At 63.1% G+C, this 19,461-nt stretch carries 18 protein-coding genes; 11 read left to right on the top strand and 7 right to left on the bottom strand.

The window, feature by feature from the left end; all coding sequences use genetic code 11:
- Positions 1–96: 96 nt before the first annotated feature.
- Positions 97–1,101 (bottom strand): hypothetical protein, encoded by a 1,005-nt coding sequence (locus tag AD664_RS12715; RefSeq protein WP_053146969.1) that lies wholly within the window; start codon positions 1,099–1,101, stop codon positions 97–99.
- A gap of 109 nt (positions 1,102–1,210) precedes the next feature.
- Here AD664_RS12715 and AD664_RS12710 point away from each other — a divergent pair, with 109 nt between their 5' ends.
- Positions 1,211–1,822 (top strand): TetR/AcrR family transcriptional regulator, encoded by a 612-nt coding sequence (locus AD664_RS12710; RefSeq protein WP_256207099.1) that lies wholly within the window; start codon positions 1,211–1,213, stop codon positions 1,820–1,822.
- A gap of 43 nt (positions 1,823–1,865) precedes the next feature.
- Here AD664_RS12710 and AD664_RS12705 read toward each other — a convergent pair whose 3' ends face one another.
- The 4 genes from AD664_RS12705 to AD664_RS12690 all read right to left on the bottom strand — a co-directional run bounded on the left by AD664_RS12705 (position 1,866) and on the right by AD664_RS12690 (position 7,096).
- Entirely contained in the window at positions 1,866–3,119 is a 1,254-nt protein-coding gene (locus tag AD664_RS12705) for an OprD family porin (RefSeq protein WP_053146968.1), read from the bottom strand.
- A gap of 87 nt (positions 3,120–3,206) precedes the next feature.
- Positions 3,207–4,511 (bottom strand): CitMHS family transporter, encoded by a 1,305-nt coding sequence (locus tag AD664_RS12700; protein ID WP_053146965.1) that lies wholly within the window; start codon positions 4,509–4,511, stop codon positions 3,207–3,209.
- A 131-nt stretch (positions 4,512–4,642) separates the two neighbouring features.
- Positions 4,643–5,968, bottom strand: coding sequence for a C4-dicarboxylate transporter DctA (gene dctA, locus AD664_RS12695; protein ID WP_053146963.1), 1,326 nt, complete (start codon positions 5,966–5,968; stop codon positions 4,643–4,645).
- A 45-nt stretch (positions 5,969–6,013) separates the two neighbouring features.
- Positions 6,014–7,096, bottom strand: coding sequence for a 4-oxalomesaconate tautomerase (locus AD664_RS12690; RefSeq protein ID WP_053146961.1), 1,083 nt, complete (start codon positions 7,094–7,096; stop codon positions 6,014–6,016).
- A gap of 165 nt (positions 7,097–7,261) precedes the next feature.
- On the opposite strand from AD664_RS12690, the gene AD664_RS12685 reads away from it, so the two are divergent.
- Positions 7,262–8,152 (top strand): LysR family transcriptional regulator, encoded by an 891-nt coding sequence (locus AD664_RS12685; RefSeq protein ID WP_042732875.1) that lies wholly within the window; start codon positions 7,262–7,264, stop codon positions 8,150–8,152.
- 116 nt (positions 8,153–8,268) lie between these two features.
- On the opposite strand, the gene AD664_RS12680 is transcribed toward AD664_RS12685, so the two are convergent.
- Positions 8,269–8,934, bottom strand: coding sequence for an HAD-IA family hydrolase (locus AD664_RS12680; RefSeq protein WP_053146959.1), 666 nt, complete (start codon positions 8,932–8,934; stop codon positions 8,269–8,271).
- 66 nt (positions 8,935–9,000) lie between these two features.
- Entirely contained in the window at positions 9,001–10,350 is a 1,350-nt protein-coding gene (locus tag AD664_RS12675; RefSeq protein WP_053146957.1) for an MATE family efflux transporter, read from the bottom strand.
- 396 nt (positions 10,351–10,746) lie between these two features.
- Here AD664_RS12675 and AD664_RS12670 point away from each other — a divergent pair, with 396 nt between their 5' ends.
- Genes AD664_RS12670 through AD664_RS12630 form a run of 9 tightly spaced genes read left to right on the top strand, consistent with a single transcriptional unit; the run spans position 10,747 to position 19,451 of the window.
- Entirely contained in the window at positions 10,747–11,964 is a 1,218-nt protein-coding gene (locus AD664_RS12670) for a methyl-accepting chemotaxis protein (RefSeq protein ID WP_053146955.1), read from the top strand.
- A gap of 11 nt (positions 11,965–11,975) precedes the next feature.
- Entirely contained in the window at positions 11,976–12,344 is a 369-nt protein-coding gene (locus tag AD664_RS12665; RefSeq protein WP_003203044.1) for a response regulator, read from the top strand.
- A 15-nt stretch (positions 12,345–12,359) separates the two neighbouring features.
- Entirely contained in the window at positions 12,360–12,644 is a 285-nt protein-coding gene (locus tag AD664_RS12660; protein WP_053146953.1) for a lipid asymmetry maintenance protein MlaB, read from the top strand.
- A gap of 39 nt (positions 12,645–12,683) precedes the next feature.
- Positions 12,684–14,780: a chemotaxis protein CheA gene (locus AD664_RS12655; RefSeq protein WP_053147081.1), complete on the top strand. Its 2,097-nt coding sequence runs from the start codon at positions 12,684–12,686 to the stop codon at positions 14,778–14,780.
- Positions 14,781–14,813: 33 nt separating this feature from the next.
- Complete coding sequence (locus AD664_RS12650) at positions 14,814–16,472, top strand: methyl-accepting chemotaxis protein (RefSeq protein WP_053146951.1); 1,659 nt, start codon at positions 14,814–14,816, stop codon at positions 16,470–16,472.
- Positions 16,473–16,511: 39 nt separating this feature from the next.
- Positions 16,512–17,048 carry a chemotaxis protein CheW gene (locus AD664_RS12645; RefSeq protein WP_042730624.1) on the top strand — a complete coding sequence of 179 codons (537 nt, stop codon included), beginning with the start codon at positions 16,512–16,514 and terminating at the stop codon, positions 17,046–17,048.
- A complete protein-coding gene (locus AD664_RS12640) occupies positions 17,045–17,881 on the top strand; it encodes a protein-glutamate O-methyltransferase CheR (RefSeq protein ID WP_042730623.1) in 837 nt (278 codons plus the stop codon). Before AD664_RS12645 ends, AD664_RS12640 begins: the two co-directional genes overlap by 4 nt.
- Positions 17,878–18,375 (top strand): chemoreceptor glutamine deamidase CheD, encoded by a 498-nt coding sequence (cheD, locus tag AD664_RS12635; RefSeq protein ID WP_080922096.1) that lies wholly within the window; start codon positions 17,878–17,880, stop codon positions 18,373–18,375. The genes AD664_RS12640 and cheD overlap by 4 nt, the downstream gene beginning before the upstream one ends.
- Before the next feature lie 2 nt (positions 18,376–18,377).
- Positions 18,378–19,451 carry a chemotaxis response regulator protein-glutamate methylesterase gene (locus AD664_RS12630; RefSeq protein ID WP_042730621.1) on the top strand — a complete coding sequence of 358 codons (1,074 nt, stop codon included), beginning with the start codon at positions 18,378–18,380 and terminating at the stop codon, positions 19,449–19,451.
- Positions 19,452–19,461 lie beyond the last annotated feature (10 nt).

The raw sequence follows: 19,461 nt of genomic DNA, 5'->3' as shown, positions 1-19,461 counted from the left end.
AACCCACGCTATCAGGCAACACTGACAGCTTCATGGGGCGGCAAGCGGCCTCAAGGTGTCAGGTTGATTCCAGGCTGCCCCGTCCCCAGACAGCCGTTACAAGGGCAACTCGCGCAGCGTTGCGCCCTCCTTCTCCAGGCGCTGCCGGTACGTCGCGGCGTCCAGCAGTTGATAAGGGAAATAGAGGCCGGGCGCAGTAGGTGGTTGCCCATCGAGCCCCAGCAGCCGTTCCAGGAGTGAGGCCACGCTGAGGCCGGTCAGCGGTGCAGTGCCCGCCGGGTGCACGAGCGCATGCCGGGTACGCAGCGCCTTGCCCAGCTGATCCTCGCCCGCCAGTTCGATGATGATTTCGGTCGACATCGGACCGCCCTGGTGACGGGTCGAACTCGTGCCGATGGCCATGTTGAATTGCACATCGGCTGCGCCCGTGGCAGCCGCCAGACCAACGACGTCGATGGACGAAAAACCGCTGCCGTCGATCGCCCTGCCGTCCACCGCTTGAAAACGTGCCTTGGCCTCCTCGCCTTCACGCCAGACGTACACCCCTTCGCGCCGTGTCAGTGCGGCCGGCAGCATCCTGTTCAAGTGTTCGAAGTCGGTTGCCACCGTCGGGCCTCCGATGTCCTGCTCATCGATCAACGCGCTGATCCTGATGTCGCGTACGCGACTGAATGCCTCGGCGACACTCAAGGTCGACACTGTCGTGGCACCGGCCATCCACTCGTATCCGAGGACGATGGGCGCGGCGTCGGGCCTGTGCATGTAGGTGGCGATTTCCGGGGCGATCTCGAAGATGCCGGACGATATGCTCAGGTGCGGCACACCCCGTTGCTGGGCGAAGCGCAACCCCGCGAGGGCGTGATCCATGTAGAACACCACGACCGCGCTCACGGGACGATCGCCGAGCCCCAGGTCATCCGCAGCAGCGTCGATCAGCACGCCTTGGGCCCCGCCGATCTGCTCTGCGGCCCGCTGGGCCCTGCCCAGGTCGCGCCCTCCGATCAGCAGCGGTACGCCGGGATGGGCCGCGCGCAATGCTTGAGCAGAATGATGGCCGATGGCGCCAGAGCCGCCCATAAACAGAATAGGATCAATAGACATGGTATGTTCTCCTAGCGTTGGGAACGAAACCTACCATTGGTAGGCCAGTAACCATGACCCTACACCTCACCGCCTACCATTGGTAGGTTTTTTCACCTGGAGCGACGAAGTGCAAACAGACATCGAGCCCCCGGCCACGTCTTCCACCCGCCGGCTTTCGAAGACCGAACGACGGCGACAGTTGCTGGACACCGCCTTACTGATCGTGCGCGAGGAAGGCGCCGACCGCCTGACCCTGGGGCATCTGGCGGTGCGTGCGGGGGTGTCGAAACCGGTGGTCTACGACCATTTCAGCACCCGTTCGCTCCTGCTGATCGAGCTCTATAAATGGATCGATACCGAACGGGTCAATGCATTCCGTGACGCCATGACCGGCTCCACCCGGACGCTGGAAGACACCGCCCAACGGCTGGCCAGCGCCTACATCCAGTGCGCGGCTGACAACACCGACGAATTTTATGCCGTGGGCGCGGCGCTGGCAGGCAGCGACGAAAAGGCGGCGGTTTTCCAGGAGCTGCTGGATAACTGCGTGCAGATGTTCACGAGCGTGCTCAAGCCCCACGCCGCGCTGGCAACCGTTGAGCTGGAGCGTCGCTGCACCGGGCTGGTCGGCGCGGGCGAAGCGCTGGCGGGGGCCCTGGTGCGAGGACGGCATGACAAGGATGACGTGACGCAGGCATTCGCTTCGCTTATCCGAGGGGCGTTGCGGGAGGCCGAATGACAGCGCAATCACGGCCCGCCGGCGTCGCGGGCCGCCCTCCTACTCACCAGAGCGCAATGTCGTAGGTGAAGTAGATCCGGTTGCTGTCTCGTCCACGGGCGTAGTCGGCGCGGTAGACGTAATTGCGCAACCGCACACCCAGGCCCTTGAAGGTGCCTTGTTGCACGACATAAGCCAGTTCGGCGTCTCGCTCCCACTCTTTGATCGCCGTGTCGGAATGGCCGTCGTTGCCACTCAGGTAGCGGGTCGAAAAGGTCAGGCCAGGGACGCCGAGGGCGGCGAAGTTGTAGCCGTAGTTGAGCATCCAGGTCTTTTCATCCTCTTCGATGAACTTCCCGATGCCCGCGTTGCTAAACGAATAGACCGTGGCACCGCTGATGTAAGGCAAGCCAGCATCGCCATTGAGCACCTGGTAGCCGCCGCCCACGGTATGGCCTGCGATCGCATAGGACAATTGTCCGCTCAGCATCGTGTTGTCGACCTTGCCGCCGTAGGCAGAACCGCTGTCGACACTGTTGAAATAGCGCAGGTCGCTGGTCAGCACGCCGCGACCCAAGGGCAGGTCGTGCTGGATCCCGGCGAAGTGCTGTCGGTAGAAGTTTTCCAGCTCACCGTAGAAGTAACTCAGGCGAACGTTCTTCCCGAGCTTGTATTCGGCGCCGGCGTAGCTGAAGTCGCCCGATTTGTCGCCGCTGTAGCCGTCGGGGACGATCGGCATGCTGTCGCTGGAGTCACGCAACTTGAATCGATCCAAGTAGCCGCCGGTGAGCGTCAGGTCCTGGATGTCGACGCTGCTGACCTGGGTGCCCCGGTAGGTCTGCGGCAACAGCCGCGCATCGTTGTAGATCAGCACCGGCGTCTTCGGCAACAGCGTGCCGTACTTGATCGTGGTCTTGGCCAGGCGCGCTTTGGCCGTCAGGCCGAGGCTGGCGAATTCGTCAGCCGCGCGGCCATCGTCATGCACGGGCAACAAGCCGGTGCCGCTGCGGCCGCGACCGGAATCCAGCTTGACCCCGAGCAGCCCCAGGGCATCGACACCCACACCGAGGGGGCCGGGGGTGAATCCTGACTGGTAGTCCAGCAGGAACCCCTGGGCCCATTCGGTTCGCTCGCTTTTCGCCGTCCTCGCCGCTCGCGCGCTCATGCCGTGTTCGTCGCGGAAATTCTCATTGAAATAGACGTTGCGCAATTGCAGCTTGAGCTTGCTGTCATCGATCAATCCTTCGGCGCTGGCGCTGGCCAGCGGCAACAGGCCAAGAAGGGAAAACAGCGCCCGTTGGGTATGCAAAGTACTCATGGCTCACTACTCAATGTTGTTATTCGGGGTGCAGGACAGCACGCGCCTGACCGGGCAGGCGCGCAGAAAAACAGCGGGTTGGGTGAATCAGGTGAAGAGGCTGATCGCTCCGGTCAGCAGGGCCAGCGCGGTAATGACCAGTGAGGTCAGCACGGCCCACTTGACGGTGGCTTTCTGGAAGTCGCCGATGTCGCGGTCGACCATGCCGACCAACAACAGGGTCGACGCCACCAGCGGGCTCATCAGGTGCACCGGCTGGCCGAGGATCGAGGCTCGGGCGATTTCCACCGGATCGATGCCATAGGCCGCCGCCGCATTCGCCAGGATCGGCACCACACCGAAGTAATAGGCGTCGTTGGACAGCACAAAGGTCAACGGCATGCTGGTAATCGCCACCACCAGCGGGAACAGGTGGCCCCAGGACGGTGGGATCCAGTCGACCAGGGTTTGTGCCAGGGAATCGACCATCTTGGTGCCGGAGAAGATGCCAGCGAAGATGCCTGCCGCAAACACCAGCAGCACGACGGTCATGGCATTGCCCGAATGGGCCAGGATGCGTTCTTTCTGAATATCCAACTGCGGGTAGTTGATCATCAGCGTCAGCACGAAGCCGATCAGGAACAGGATCGCCGAATGCATGATCCCCATCACCAACGCCACCATCACCGCGATGACCAGCAGCAGGTTGACGTAGGCCAGTTTCGGGCGTTTGTAAGGAGTGTCCTCGAGGATCGCCTTGATGTAGCAGTTACCGCCGCCGCTCTCCAATTGGATATTGCCAATGCGTTTGCGCTCGGCGCGCCCCAGCAGGAATGCGGTGAAGACCACCCACATCGCTCCGCCGATCATGGTGGGCAGCAAGGGCACGAAGTATTCGCCGGCATCCAGGCCCAGCGCGGCGATGGCGCGGGTGGCAGGCCCACCCCAAGGCGTCATGCCGCTCATGATGCTCAGCGACAGCATGGCAATGGTCGCCAGGATCATCGGGTTCATGCCGATGCGCTTGTAGAGCGGCAGCATGGCCGCGCAGGTGATCATGTAGGTGGTGGTGCCATCGCCGTCCAGGGCCACCATCAGAGAAAGCAGCGCAGTGCCGATGGCAATTTTCATCGGGTCGCCGTTGACCCGCTTGAGGATCTTGCGGATCAGCGGATCGAACAGGCCGGCGTCGATCATCAGGCCGAAGAACAGAATCGCGAACAGCAGCAGCGCCGCCGAAGGAGCGACCATTTTCAGGCCGTCGAGCATCATCTTGCCGGTGGTGCCGCCAAACCCACCCAGGACAGCGAAAACGATGGGCACCACGGTCAGGGCGACAATCGGTGACAGCCGTTTGGTCATGATCAAAACGGTGAAGACGACCACCATGGCCAAGCCAAGCAATGCGAGCATAGGTTTGATCTCTTGTTCTTATGAGTAGCGTGGCCGACGCCAAGGCGCACGGCCCCTAACCCGCCAGGCGGCACGATGAACGGCGCCTGGCGGAAGTTTTATGAGGCAGGGAAAAGGGCTAGCGGAAACGGCTAGACGGGTTTGGTGACCTTCGGCTGTTCCCAGGTGTGAGCCTGGACCTGGCCGACCGAGGCTCCCGGCTTGCCGTCCAGCGTGCTAAGCAACCGGTCGCGATCGCAGGCGTTTTCGCTGATGGAGATGACCACCGTGGCGACCGCGTTGCTGGCCAGGCTGGTCAAGGCCCGGGCCTCCGACATGAAGCGGTCGATGCCGATCAGCAAGGCCAGGCCTGCCAAGGGAATGTCGTGGATCACCGTCAGGGTCGACGCCAGGGCGACGAAACCGGAACCGGTCACGCCGGCGGCACCCTTGGAGGACAACAGCATGATCGCGAGCATCGTCACGGTCTGCCCGAGCGTGAGGTCGATGTTGCAGGCCTGGGCAATGAACACCGCCGCCAGGGACAGGTAAATCGCCGTGCCGTCGAGGTTGAACGAGTACCCGGTTGGCAGCACCAGGCCGACCACGCCTTTCTTGCACCCCAGCGCCTGCAGTTTTTCCAGCATCCGTGGCATGACCGGTTCGGTGGAAGACGTCCCGAGCACCACCAGGAATTCTTCGCGCAAGTAGCGCAGCAGTTTCCAGAGACTGAACCCGTGGGCCCGGCAGATGCCCCCCAGCACCACGATGACGAAGAACGCACAGGCGATGTACAGCGTCATGATCAGCTTGGCCAGGGAACCCAGCGAGGTGATGCCGTATTGGCCAACGGTGAACGCCAACGCGCCGAAGGCACCTATCGGGGCGAAGCGCATCAGGTAGGAAAAAATCTTGAACACCATGTGCGAGGCGGATTCCAGCACGTCCAGTACCGGCTTGCCGCGTTCACCGATGGCCGACAAGGCAAAACCCGAGAGCACCGCGATGAACAGCACCGGCAGCACTTCACCCTTGTTGAAGGCGCCGAGGAACGTGTCGGGAATGATGTGCATGAAAAACTCGACGACGCCCAGCTTCGCGGCGGAATCGGTGTACTGCGACAGACCCTTGGTGCTCAGTTGGGTCGGGTCGATGTTCATGCCCACGCCAGGCTTGAACAGGTACACCGCCACCAGGCCGATGATCAGGCTGATCACGGTCAGGCCCAGGAACAGCAGCATGGTCTTGCTCAACAAGCGACCCAGGGAGCGTTTATCGCTCATGCCGGCGATGCCGGTGACGATCGTGCAGAACACCACCGGCGCGATCATCATCTTGATCAACTTGATGAAGGCATCCCCCAGCGGCTTCAGGGCGATCGCCTGCTGCGACCAGAAATGTCCGACCAGCACACCCAACAGCACGGCGAGCAGAATCTGGAAGTAGAGCGATTTTACAACTTTCATGGCATCACCCATTTTTAGAATTGTGCTGATGCAGGAAACGGCAACGACCGAGGGAAGCTATCCGACGAGTCGTTGAGGCGCCGTGGCGTAGACATAACCGGAAAACAGCCTGCGTGACGTCCGCACCACCGAGGCACGAATCGTCTCACCCCGGGCGCCGGTGTAGGACAATACAACGTCGATACCGCCACTGGGGTGTTCAATGCGCACGTGCTTCAAGCGCGGCTCGCGGGCCTCGCCGAGCAACTGCGCAACCACGCTGCCCTCGGTGACGCAAGCGGTGGCCAGGCCAATGGAGCCCGTGATCGCCAGCGCCCGATGGCAGTTGTGTGGCATGAAGTAGCGCACCTGGACGGTGCCGCCCGCCTTGGCCGGCGAGACCAGCACCGGCTTGGGGATGACCTTGTCACTGACATCGCCCAGGCCCATCGCCAGACCCGCTTGCAGGCGCAGGGACTCCAGGCGGCGCAGGAACTCCTTGTCGGCATCCAGCTCAGCCGGGCTTTCGTCGCCGCGCTTACCCAAGTGGCCCGCTTCGACAATCATCATCGGCATGGCCATGTCGATGCAGGTCACGGGGATACCGTCGATCACGTCCTGTTTGCTCCCGGTCGGGAACAACTTACCGGTCTTGCTGCCCGCCGCATCGAGGAACGTCAGTTGCACCGGCGCAGCCGTGCCAGGGACGCCGTCGATGGCGGTGTCGCCTTCGTAGCTGACTTTCCCACCGGGTGTCAGCACTTCGGCGTTCACGAACGTGCCGGTGTTGAGGTTGCGAATGCGCACCTGGGTACGCTCCTGAGACGCCTTCACCAACCCCTGCTCCACGGCAAACGGGCCGACGGCGCACAGCATGTTGCCGCAGTTGGGCGCCGTGTCGACCCGCCGCTGGGAAACCATCACCTGGACGAACAGGTAATCGACATCGGCGTCAGGATGAAGCGAGGGGCTGACGATGGCGACCTTGCTGGTTTGCGGGCTGCCGCCGCCGATACCGTCGATCTCCAGCTCGTGGCCGGAGCCCATCAGGTTGAGCAGCAGCTCGTCACGCTCTTCGATCGCCACGGGCAGATCCCAAGCAAGGAACACCGGGCCCTTGGAGGTACCACCGCGCATCAACACACAGGGAATTCGTTGCATAACACAGACTCTTGTTGATCAATCGGAGCAATTGATGTCTTGATTGCAAGAGTCGCAGCCTTTAAAAATTGTTTCCAATGCAAATATCAGCGCCATTATTTCATTTCATGCATGACTGTTGGCGATTCTCCCACACGCGAACAAGTCTTTCAGCGGGACAAAACGATGCAATATGAACTCAACGACATTCGTTCTTTCGTAAAAATCGCCGAACTGGGAAGCTTTCATGAGGCCGCCGATGCGTTGCACCTGTCCCAGCCGGCGTTAAGCCGCCGGATGAAAAAACTCGAGGAAGGCTTGGGCACCGCCCTGCTCGACCGCACCACCAGACGGGTCAGCCTCACCAGCGTCGGCCGGGACTTTTTGCCCAAGGCCCGGCGCCTGCTGGATGACTTCGACGACTCGATTCTCAACATCCGCGAACTCGCCGAGCGGCAGAGTGGCCGGGTTACCCTCGCCTGCATCCCGACCGCGGCCTTCTACTTCCTGCCTTCGGTCATCCGTCTCTACAACGAACGCTATCCGCAGATTCGCATCCGCCTGCTGGATCTCAGCGCCAACGAAGGGCTGGAGGCGGTCCTGCGGGGCGAGGCCGACTTCGGTATCAACATGATGAGCGGCCAGCACCCCGACATAGAGTTCGTGCCATTGGTCAACGAGCCCTTTGTCCTGGCGTGCCGCCGCGATCATGAATTGGCCAAGCGCAGCGCGGTGACCTGGTCGGAACTGAGTCATTACCGCCTTATCGGCGTCGGTCGCCTCAGCGGCAACCGGATGCTGCTGGACCACGCGCTGTCGGGCTTGAGCTGGCGCCCGCAGTGGTTCTATGAGGTCCAGCACCTGTCGACATCGCTGGGCCTGGTGGAGGCCGGGCTCGGCGTCTCGGCCATGCCGAGCCTGGCGATGCCGGCCGAGGATCACCCCACGCTGGTCAGCGTCCCGCTGATCGAACCGGTGGTGAACCGGTCGCTGGGACTGGTGTATCGACGGGGGGCATCGCTGTCACCTGCGGCGGAAAAGTTCGTCTCGATCCTGCTCGAACAGTGGGAACGATGACCCTGCCTGTGTGGGAGCGAGCATGCTCGCGAAGAGGCCATTGAACCCTGCATCAACCCGAGCAGGCCCGCCGTCTTCGCGAGCAAGCTCGCTCCCACAGAGGTCGTAAGGGTGGATTATGGGGTGGTGCTCAGGCGCATCGATCCGTTGTCCTCCAGGCGAACGCCCAGCCCGCGATAGTCGCGGATCTGCCCGTGGACAGTGTCCATCGGGTGCGTATGGGTCGCCGTCACCACCATCACGTCCGCTCCCGCCGCCTCGCCCGCGCGAATGCCGGCCTCGGCGTCCTCGAACACCAGGCACCCCCCTGGCTTCACCTGGAGCCGTTCTGCGGCCAGTCGGTAGCAGGTAGGGTCGGGCTTGCCATCGCTTACGTCTTCGGCGGTGACCATCACCGCCGGACGCGGTATCCCGGCCGCTTCCATGCGGCGCAAGGCCAAGGCCATGGGCGCCGAGGTGACGATTGCCCATTGCGCCGGCGGCAGGCTTTGCAGGAACGCCAGCGCACCGGGCACGGGCACCACGCCCACGACGTCCTCGATTTCCTCCCGGGTGATCTGCTCGGCCTCGGCCGCAGCGTCCACACCCGGCAGGTGCTGGCGGGCGATGGTGTCGATGGCGCGCACGCCATGGATCGTCGGCAGGAACGTGACCACGTCCACACCGTGACGTTGGGCCCAGCGGGTCCAGATCCGCTCGGCGGCGGCAATGGAATTGAGCAGCGTGCCATCCATGTCGAAAAGGAATGCGCGATAGGCCGTGGATGAGTGCTGTACAGACATGGGAATCCTTGGGTTATCAAACTGCAAAAAAGCGCCGCCCTTGTGGGGGGCCTTGGGTTGCCTGGGCTATACCAGCCGCTCGATCCGCTGATGCTGCCAGACCCGCTTGTAGTAGACCGTTTGCAGCAACAGCATGCTCAGGTAAGCCACCGGAAATGCCATCCATACGCCTTGCAGGCCGAAGTGTGCGTCCAGCAGGTAAGCCACCGGCACCTCCACCCCGACGATGCAGAAGATCGAGATCGCCACCGGCACCAGCACCGTGCCGCTGGCGCGCATGATGCCGCCGACCACCGCCTGGAAGCCGAACACCAGCAAACTCCAGAGCATGATGTGCAACAGGTGTTCGGCCTGGACCCGCGCCGCCGGATCGGTGATGAACAACCCTAGCAGCCAATGGGACAACAGATACCCCAGCACCACCAGCCCGCCGGTGAGCCAGACGTTGACCAGCAGCCCCGTGCGCAGGATCGGCCCAAGCCGCTCCAGCCGACCGGCGCCGATGGCCTGGGCGCCCAGGATCGTCGCGGTGATGGCGATCGACAGCGCCGGGAACTGCACGTAATTGACGATCTGCGTCACCGCGCCATACGCCGCCGTGGCCTGGGAACCGTGGCGATTGACCAGCGCCAGGATCACCAGCTCCGACACCGAGATCACCACCATCTGCAGGCCGGTGGGCAAGCCGATGCCCAACACTTTGCCAAGGATCTCGCGGTCCAGGCGCATTGCCGCGAACAAGGCGCGATCCGGCGCCAAAGGGTGCTCACGGCGGTTCAGGCGCCAGGCCAGCATGACCATGGCCGAGGTCGTGCCCACAAGCCCCGCCAGGGCCGCACTCTGGATGCCCATCTGCGGCAACCCCAGCCAGCCCCGGATCAACGCCGGGGTCAGCAGCAGCCCGACGCCGGTGGACACCAGCAACGCCAACAGCGGCGTCAGCGTATCGCTCACGCCACGCAGCAATTGGGTGAACAGCACGAACACCAGCAGCATCGGCAACAGCCACATCATCACCCGAGCATACGAAACGGCCTCGTCCAGCACATCCGCCGGGGTCCCCAACCCCTGCAACGCCTGGCGCGCGAAAACACTGCCGAGCACCGCCGCCACCAAGCCGATGATCGCCCCCAGCAGCAACGTCGAACCGGCCACCGCCTTGACCGTTCCGGTTTCGCCGGCGCCATAGGCTTGCCCGATCAGCACCCCTGCCCCCGCACCCAGGCCAATCACCAACGCAATGAAGAAAAACACGATGGGGAACATCCCCGACACCGCCGCCAGGGACTGGGTGCCCAGCATCTGGCCAATGTAGATGCTGTTGAACGTGCCGGACATCGATTGCAGGAAGTTGGACAGGACCATGGGGGCCAGGAACAGCAGGTAGGTTTTCCAGAGAGGCGGGGTCGGCAGCATGGGAACTCATGAGGGCAGGTTCAAAATCCAATGCCAGGTAATTTAGCGCAATCAGCACTTGTGGCGAGGGGATTTATCCCCGTTGGGTTGCGAAGCGACCCTGACAAGCTGAAATCAATACATCTCTCGTACCGAGTCGTCAGGTGTGGGGCAGCTTCGCAGCCCATCGGGGATAAATCCCCTCGCCACAGGGGATCGCGTGCACAAATGGCTTCGTCGGTCCGACTCGACAATTGGGAGACAGCGTCTAGTCTGAGATAGCACAGTGCCACGCGCTGCGTAGGTCATTGCCTACAGCGGTCGGAATCGGACGACTGGTCTTCAAGTCTGACCAGGGGTCGCAGATAACCAGTTATTCGCCAATAACCTGTAGCAACACTGTTCAAGGACCGAACCATGACGTCGTATTCACACGGTCATTCCTTTACCTCTATCCAACCACGCCTGCTCTGGAACCCCGTGCTCGTGGCCGTCGTCGCAAGCATCGGCGTGCTGCTGCTCAACGGCCTGAGCGGGCAGAACATTGCGTTGAGCGCGGTGATCCTGGCCTTGGGTATTGCCGCGGGCGTGTGGGGCGCGCGGACGCAGCGCCGGCAGTTCGACCGTGCATTCGCCGCGGCCACTGCCCAGCATGAACGGCACGCCAGCGAGCAGCGCTCCCACCACTCCAACGCGCAACTCAACGAAGTGGTCCTGGGCGCCATGCCGATCTGGGCCAAGCAAGTGGAGAGCTCCCGGCAGCAGACCGAAACCGCGATCGTCTCGCTGACCAGCCGCTTCACCGGTATCTCCTCCCGCCTGGAAGACACCGTGCAAGCCTCGCAGCAAGCCGCCGGCGAACTGGCCGGCAGTGGCAGCGGCGGTGCCGTGCAGGTGCTCGCCCAAAGCGAAAGCGAGCTGGTCCAGCTCATCGACATCTTGAGAACGGCCCAGACCAGCCGCGATGAAACCCTGGCCCAGGTGCGCAACCTGACCGCCTACACTGGCGAGCTGCGGACCATGGCCGCCGACGTCGCGGCGATTGCCGCCCAGACCAACCTGCTGGCCCTCAACGCCGCCATCGAAGCCGCCCGTGCCGGTGAAGCCGGGCGTGGTTTTGCGGTGGTGGCCGACGCCGTGCGCAGCCTGTCGAGCAAGTCCAGCGAGACCGGCCAGCAGATGTCGGCCAAGGTCGACATCATCAACACCGCCATTACCCAACTGGTCCAGGCCGCCTCCAGCGGCGCAGACCAGGACAGTCATTCGGTCAGTGCCTCCGAGCAAAGCATCCAGCGCGTGCTGGAGCGCTTCAAGAGCGTGACCGGGCGCTTGGCCAATTCGGCCGAGCTGCTGCAACAGGAAAGCTTCGGGATCCGCGACGAACTCACCGAAGTGCTGGTCAGCCTGCAATTCCAGGATCGGGTCAGCCAGATCCTCAGCCACGTGCGCGACAACATCGAAGACCTGCATGTGCACTTGCAGCAGGCCAGCCAGTCGCCCGACCAAGCCGTCACCATCGATGCCCGCCAATGGCTGGCGCGCATGGAAACCACTTACGCCACTGACGAGCAACGCCGCAACCACCACGGCGACTCGAGCGTGCAGCAAGCTTCACAGGAAATAACCTTCTTTTAGGAGAGCCGTTCATGGCTAAAAGTGTATTGGTTGTCGACGACTCGGCGAGCGTTCGGCAGGTTGTCGGCATCGCGTTGAAAAGTGCCGGCTACGACGTGATCGAGGCCAGCGATGGCAAAGACGCGCTGGGCAAGCTCAACGGTCAGAAAGTCCACCTGATCATCAGTGACGTGAACATGCCGAACATGGACGGCATCACCTTCGTCAAGGAGGTCAAGAAGCTGGCCAGCTACAAGTTCACGCCGATCATCATGCTGACCACCGAATCCCAGGAGTCGAAGAAGCAGGAAGGCCAGGCGGCCGGGGCCAAGGCCTGGGTGGTCAAGCCGTTCCAGCCGGCGCAGATGCTGGCGGCGGTGTCCAAACTGATTCTGCCCTGAGGGCTGGAGGCTGCAATGCCGTTGTTGTACGAAACCGTCGATGACACCGCGCAGGTGCAGATCGACGGTGAGCTGACGATCTACACCGCCGCCGACCTGTCCGCACAGTGGCTGCCCCACCTAGGGGCCACGCCGCGCATGGAGGTGGATCTGTCGCAGGTCACTGAAATGGACGGCGCCGGGCTGCAACTGCTGCTGATGGTGCTGCGCGAGGCGCCGAAGGCCGGCACCCACCTGGCCCTCACCGGTCGCAGCAAAGCCGTCACCGAAACACTCGAGCTGTGCAACCTGCCAGCCTAGGCCCCTGTATTGCGGCCCGACACGACAAAGGATATGAGCGTGAGCATCAATCTCGATCAGGCACAACAGACCTTCATCGTCGAGGCACGGGAACAGTTGCAGGCGATGGAAGAGTCGTTGCTGCAACTGGAAACCAACCCGGGCGACGATGACGCCATCGGTGCGATCTTCCGCGCGGCCCACACCATCAAGGGCTCGGCCGGGCTGTTCGGCCTGGAACCGATCGTCAGCTTCACCCACATCGTCGAAGACGTGCTCGATCGCCTGCGCAATGGCAGCGTCGAGGTGGACACCGGCTTGATCGCCGTATTGCTCAAGTCCAGCGATCACATGCTGGAGCTGATCAACGTAGTGGCCAACCAGGGCGGGACACTGACGCCCCCGGCGTTGAAACGCGAGATGGAGCTGTGCCAGGTGCTGCAGGGATACCAGGCGCCGCCCTCCACCGACACACCCACGGCGGCCAGCAGCAGCGCCGCGCAGGCACCCGGCGAACTGCGCCTCTGGCACATTTCCCTGCGCTTCGGCCAGGAGGTATTTCGCAATGGCATGGACCCGCTGTCGTTCCTGCGCTACCTGCAAACCCTCGGTGAAATCGTCGACCTCAGCACCCTGACGGACACCCTGCCCGCCATCGAAGCCTGGGACGCCGAATCCTGCTACCTGGGCTTCGACATCGAGTTCAGCTCGGCGGCCAGCCATCAGGCGATCAACGAAGTCTTCGATTTTGTCCGCGAAGATTGCGTCATCGAAATCGTCGCCCTTGAGGATGCCGCGCCTGCGGCGAATACCGGCCTGGTCACGACCCAGCCGGAACAGCCCGAGGAAAACACCGCGCTGGTCACCACCGGCGAGCTGTTGCCGGACCAGCGCAAGACCCCGCGGGCGGCCTCCCGGGTCGCCCTCGACAAACAACCGACGACAACCGACAACAAGGCCAAGGACGGCGCCTATGTGCGGGTCAACGCCGACAAGCTGGACGAGTTGATCAACCTGGTGGGCGAACTGGTCATCGCCAGCGCCGGCGCAAGCCTGCTGGCGCGCACCTGCCATAACGCACCGTTGCAGGAGTCCACCTCCAGCGTGTCCGCCCTGGTGGAGGAGATCCTCGACGGTGCCCTGCGCCTGCGCATGATCCCCATTGGCGAGACCTTCAACCGCTTCCGCCGAGTGGTGCGCGACGTCAGCCAGGAACTGGGCAAGGACATCGACCTGATCATCAACGGCGCCGAAACCGAGCTGGACAAGACCGTGGTGGAAAAGATCGGCGACCCGCTCATGCACCTGTTGCGCAACGCCATGGACCACGGCATCGAAACCGCCGAGGCGCGGTTGGCGGCCGGCAAGCCGGCCAAGGGGCACTTGCACCTCAACGCCTACCACGACTCGGGCAACATCGTGCTGGAAATCGCCGACGACGGGGCCGGTCTGAACCGCGACCGGATCCTGGAAAAAGCCCAGGAACGCGGGCTGGTGTCCCCCGGCGCCACCCCCACCGACCAGGAGATCTACAACCTGATCTTCGAACCGGGTTTCTCCACCGCCCAGGCCGTTACCAACCTGTCGGGACGGGGCGTGGGCATGGACGTGGTCAAGCGCAACATCACCCTGCTGCGCGGCACCGTCGACTTGGACAGCCAGCCGGGCCAGGGCACCGTGGTGCGCATCCGCCTACCGCTGACCCTGGCAATCATCAACGGCTTTTTGGTGGGCATCGACCAGTCCACCTACGTCATCCCGCTGGACATGGTCCAGGAATGTGTCGAGTTGAGCGAAGACGACGGGATCGCCAGCCGCGAGCAGGGTTACCTGGACCTGCGCGGTGAAGTCCTGCCGCTGGTCTACCTGCGCGACCACTTCAACCACGAAGGCCCGGCCTCGCGCCGGCAGAACGTGGTGGTGGTGCGCTACGCCGAACTCAAGGCCGGGCTGGTGGTGGATGACCTGCTGGGTGAATTCCAGACCGTCATCAAGCCCTTGGGCAAGTTGTTCGGCGCCCTGCGCGGCATCAGCGGCTCGACCATCCTGGGCAGCGGCGCCGTGGCGTTGATTCTCGACATCCCCGCGCTGCTGACCCAGATCGCCCAGATAGAAAACCGCTACACCACTCAATTTCAACAAGCCACTGCTCGCTGACGCTTTAGCAATTCCATGGAGAGGTACTTCCCGATGAAATGGTTCTACGATCTTAGAATCGCCACCAAACTGATCACGTCATTTCTGATGGTGCTGGCCCTGACCGCTGCCATGGGTGTGTTCTCGATCATCCAGCTGGGCGAGGTGAACGGCACCACCCAGGAGATCCGCGACAACTGGATGCCGTCGATGCGCGCCGCCTCGGGCATGCGGTTTTTCGCGGCGAACTATCGTCTCAAGGAAAACCGCCACATCACCGCTGATTCCGAGCAGGAACGCAACACGGTCGAACAGGAAGCCGAAGAATCCAAAAAAGCCTTCGAGACCCGCCTGGCGACATACGAAAAACTGCTCTCCAACGCCGAAGACCGCCAGTTGTTCGAGACCACCCGCTCTGACTGGGTCGCTTACCTGGCGGTCAGCAAGGACCTGATGGCACTGTCCCGGCAGAACCTGTCGGACCAGGCCCATGCACTGCTGCGGGGCGAGTCCAAACGTCGCTTCGATTTGGTGACCGCCGACCTGCAGAAACTGGTGGACCTCAATGACGCCGGTGCCGGCGTGGCCAGCGAACGTGGCACCGCGTTGTTCGAGAAATCGCGCCTGTCGATCATTGCCGTGCTGGCGGCAGCCCTGCTGACCGGCCTGGGCCTGGCGCTGTTCATCTCGCGGATCATTTCCCGTCCCCTGAAGCAAGCCGCATCGGTGGCCGAACAACTGGCCGAAGGCAACCTGAACGCGAAAATCGAAGCCGGCTCCAAGGACGAAACCGGCATGGTGCTCAACGCCATGCAGAACATGGTGGGCAAGCTCTCCCACATCATCGGTGAAGTGCGCAACGCGGCGGACAACCTGGCCAGCGCCTCCGAAGAGGTCAGTGCCACGGCCCAATCCATGAGCCAGGCCACCAGCGAACAAGCGGCCAGCGTCGAGGAAACCAGCGCGTCCATCGAACAGATGAGTGCCAGCATCAACCAGAACACCGAGAACGCCAAGGTCACCGACGGCATGGCCAGCAAGGCCGCCAAGGAAGCCACCGAAGGCGGCGACTCGGTGCAGCAGACCGTGGTGGCGATGAAGAAAATCGCCCAGCGCATCAGCATCATCGACGACATTGCCTACCAGACCAACCTGCTGGCCCTCAACGCCGCCATCGAAGCCGCTCGCGCCGGCGAACACGGCAAGGGCTTTGCCGTCGTCGCCGCCGAGGTGCGCAAACTGGCCGAGCGCAGCCAGGTGGCGGCCCAGGAAATCGGCGAGCTGTCCTCCAGCAGCGTCGACATGGCCGAGACTGCCGGGCATTTGCTCAACGAGATGGTCCCGTCCATCAACAAGACCTCGGACCTGGTGCAGGAAATCAGCGCGGCCTCCGAGGAACAAGCCGCTGGCGTGGCGCAGATCAACACCGCCATGACCCAACTCAACCAGGTGACCCAGCAGAACGCGTCCAGCAGCGAAGAGCTGGCCGCCACCGCCGAGGAAATGAGCAGCCAGGCCGAGCAACTGCAGCAGGCCATGAGTTTCTTCACCCTGGACACGCCGCCCAAGTCGGCCAGCCAGCCGCTGAAAGTCGACAACACCCCGGGCCCGTCCAGCCGCAAACCGGCGCGCGCCGCCGTGCCCGCCCTGCCCAAGGCCTTTGCCTACAGCATGGCGAGCGCTCCGGACGAATCCGAATTCACCCGGTTCTGACGGTCGGTTTTCACAAGCTCGCTTAAAGGAGATACAGGCATGGGCGCCATCGCTACGACACGTCAAACCGCCGCTGCGGTCGAGGAAGAAGCGCAGTACCTGACATTCATGCTCGGCACGGAGATGTTCGCCATCGGCATCCTGTGCATCAAGGAAATCATCGAGTACGGCAACCTCACGGTCGTGCCGATGATGCCGGCTTTCGTGCGCGGGGTGATCAACCTGCGCGGCGCGGTCGTGCCGGTGGTGGACCTGTCGGCGCGGTTCAGCCGGCAGAACTCGACGATCACCCGACGCTCGTGCGTGGTGATCATCGAGGCCAACACCGAGGACGGCCACGCCCAGGACATCGGCCTGCTGGTGGACACGGTGTCGGCCGTCCTGGAAATCCCGTCGTCGCAGATCGAACCGCCGCCCAGCTTCGGGGCGAAGATCCGCGCCGACTTCATCAGCGGCATGGCCAAGGTCGATGGCAAGTTCGTCATCGTGCTGGAGGTCGGGCGCGTGCTGTCCATCGACGAAATGTCGCAACTCGCCGAAGCCAGCCCGAGCGCGCTGGAAGTCGAGGCCCCGTGAACGTCGACAGTTGCAAGGAACGCACCGTGAATTCAGTGGCCCTCAGCGATCGTGAGTTCAGCCAGTTCCAGTCCTGGTTGTACCAGGCCGCCGGCATCAACCTGTCCGAGGCCAAGAAAGCCCTGGTCGCCGGGCGCCTGTTCAAGCGCCTCAAGCATTATGAGCTGGACAGCTACGGCGACTATTTCAAGCTGATCATGAACGGCCAGCGCACCGATGAATTGCAGGTGGCGCTGGACCTGCTCACCACCAACGAAACCTACTTCTTCCGCGAGCCCAAGCATTTCGACTTCCTGCGCCAGCAGGTGCTGCCCAACGCCACGCCGGGCAAGACGTTCCGCCTGTGGAGCGCCGCCAGTTCGTCGGGAGAAGAACCCTACAGCCTGGCGATGACCCTGGCCGAAGGGCTGGGGACCACGCCTTGGGAAGTCATCGGTTCGGACATCAGCAGCCAAGTACTGGCCAAGGCCCGTTCCGGGCATTACCCGATGGAACGGGCACGCACCCTGCCCCATCCACTGCTGGTGAAGTATTGCCTCAAGGGCACCGGCAGCCAGCAAGGCACTTTTCTCATCGACCGGACGTTGCGCAGCCGGGTCCACTTCATCCAGGTCAACCTCAACGACACGTTGCCCGACCTGGGAGAGTTCGACGTGATCTTTCTGCGCAACGTCATGATCTATTTCGACCAAGCCACCAAGAGTAAGGTCGTCGCCCGCCTGATCCCTCGACTCAAGCCCGGCGGCTACTTCATCATCAGCCATTCGGAAAGCCTCAACGGTGTGTCCGATGCGCTGAAACTGGTGGCCCCCTCGATCTATCGCAAGCCATGAGCGCCTTGATGAGGGAAGTGCAAGAGGTGTACCTGGCACCGGGGGAATTCCGCTTCGCCACCTGCCCGACCCGGCTGCGCACGATCCTCGGTTCCTGCGTGGCGATCACCCTGTGGCACCCCGTACGCAAAATCGGCGCCATGTGCCATTTCATGTTGCCCAGCCGCTCACGTTGCTCCACGGCCCTCAATGGCCTGTACGCCGACGAGGCCATCGAGCTGTTCATTCGCCAGGCGCGGGCCCACCGGACCGACCCCGAAGACTACCAACTGAAGCTGTTCGGCGGTGGCGAGATGTTCCCCGAGCTGCAACGCCACATTCCCTACGGTGATGTGGCACGGCTGAACATCAACGCCGCCCTGGAAATGACCGCCCTCTACCGCCTCGACCTGATTGCCCAGGACATGGGCAGCACCGGCTACCGAAGCATCATCTTCGACCTGTGCAATGGCGACGTGTGGGTCAGGCACCAACCGATAAGGACTCGGCATTAACCATGTCAAAAAAGATCAATGTACTGCTGGTGGATGACTCGGCCGTGGTCCGCCAGGTGTTGCTGGCGATCCTCAGCGACACCCCGGATATCCACGTCATGGGCGCCGCGTCCGACCCGATTTTTGCCATGGACAAACTGGCCCGTGAGTGGCCCGATGTGATCGTGCTGGACGTGGAAATGCCGCGCATGGACGGCATCACCTTCCTCAAGAAGATCATGAGCGAACGCCCCACGCCCGTGGTGATCTGCTCGTCCCTGACCCCCAGGGGCGCGGAAACCACTTTACAGGCGATGGCCGCCGGGGCGGTGGAAATCATCACCAAGCCCACCACCGGCCTGAAGAACTTCCTGCTGGAATCGGCGCCGGAACTGGTGGCGGCGATCCGCGCCGCCGCCCAGGTCAATGTGCGTAACCTGGGCAAGCGCGCCGCCCCGGTCGCACTGACGCCCGCCACCAAACTCACGGCCGACGCCATGCTGCCCGCCGCCAATGGCCACGCCATGGCGCAGACCACCGAGCGCATCGTCGCCCTCGGCACCTCAACCGGCGGCACCCAGGCCCTGGAAGCGGTGCTCACCGCCCTGCCTCGCGTGTGCCCGGGCATTGTCATCGTCCAGCACATGCCGGAGAAATTCACCGCTTCGTTCGCCGCCCGGCTCAACAGCCTGTGCCAGATCGAAGTGCGCGAGGCGCGCAACAACGACCGCATCCACCCGGGCCTGGCGTTGATCGCCCCGGGCGGCAAACACATGATGGTGACCCGCAGCGGCGCGTTCTACCACGTGCAGGTGGTGGACGGCCCGCTGGTCAACCGTCACCGGCCTTCGGTGGACGTGCTGTTCCGCTCCGTGGCCAAGTTCGCCGGACGCAACGCCACCGGCGTGATCATGACCGGCATGGGCGACGACGGCGCCCGCGGCCTGAAGGAAATGCTCGACGCCGGCAGCAGCACCGTGGCCCAGGACGAAGCCAGTTGCGTGGTCTTCGGCATGCCCAAGGAAGCCATCAAGCTCAACGCCGCCCAGCGCATCATAGGCTTGCAGGATATCGCCCAGGTGATCCTGCACCGCTAGCCACGGCAGC

Source organism: Pseudomonas sp. P97.38, assembly GCF_001269745.1.
Classification (GTDB): Bacteria; Pseudomonadota; Gammaproteobacteria; order Pseudomonadales; family Pseudomonadaceae; genus Aquipseudomonas; species Aquipseudomonas chlororaphis_E.
This window is presented reverse-complemented; position numbering and strand designations above follow the sequence as displayed.

Excerpts from the sequence above, each read along its gene's own strand:
- AD664_RS12630 (WP_042730621.1), top strand. The coding sequence starts at position 18,378 with ATGTCAAAAAAGATCAATGTACTGCTGGTGGATGACTCGGCCGTGGTC.
- AD664_RS12690 (WP_053146961.1), bottom strand. The coding sequence starts at position 7,096 with ATGCAACGAATTCCCTGTGTGTTGATGCGCGGTGGTACCTCCAAGGGC.
- AD664_RS12645 (WP_042730624.1), top strand. The coding sequence starts at position 16,512 with ATGGGCGCCATCGCTACGACACGTCAAACCGCCGCTGCGGTCGAGGAA.
- AD664_RS12660 (WP_053146953.1), top strand. The coding sequence starts at position 12,360 with ATGCCGTTGTTGTACGAAACCGTCGATGACACCGCGCAGGTGCAGATC.
- AD664_RS12685 (WP_042732875.1), top strand. The coding sequence starts at position 7,262 with ATGCAATATGAACTCAACGACATTCGTTCTTTCGTAAAAATCGCCGAA.
- dctA (WP_053146963.1), bottom strand. The coding sequence starts at position 5,968 with ATGGGTGATGCCATGAAAGTTGTAAAATCGCTCTACTTCCAGATTCTG.
- AD664_RS12700 (WP_053146965.1), bottom strand. The coding sequence starts at position 4,511 with ATGCTCGCATTGCTTGGCTTGGCCATGGTGGTCGTCTTCACCGTTTTG.
- AD664_RS12705 (WP_053146968.1), bottom strand. The coding sequence starts at position 3,119 with ATGAGTACTTTGCATACCCAACGGGCGCTGTTTTCCCTTCTTGGCCTG.
- AD664_RS12670 (WP_053146955.1), top strand. The coding sequence starts at position 10,747 with ATGACGTCGTATTCACACGGTCATTCCTTTACCTCTATCCAACCACGC.
- AD664_RS12675 (WP_053146957.1), bottom strand. The coding sequence starts at position 10,350 with ATGCTGCCGACCCCGCCTCTCTGGAAAACCTACCTGCTGTTCCTGGCC.
- AD664_RS12715 (WP_053146969.1), bottom strand. The coding sequence starts at position 1,101 with ATGTCTATTGATCCTATTCTGTTTATGGGCGGCTCTGGCGCCATCGGC.
- AD664_RS12650 (WP_053146951.1), top strand. The coding sequence starts at position 14,814 with ATGAAATGGTTCTACGATCTTAGAATCGCCACCAAACTGATCACGTCA.
- AD664_RS12680 (WP_053146959.1), bottom strand. The coding sequence starts at position 8,934 with ATGTCTGTACAGCACTCATCCACGGCCTATCGCGCATTCCTTTTCGAC.
- AD664_RS12665 (WP_003203044.1), top strand. The coding sequence starts at position 11,976 with ATGGCTAAAAGTGTATTGGTTGTCGACGACTCGGCGAGCGTTCGGCAG.
- cheD (WP_080922096.1), top strand. The coding sequence starts at position 17,878 with ATGAGCGCCTTGATGAGGGAAGTGCAAGAGGTGTACCTGGCACCGGGG.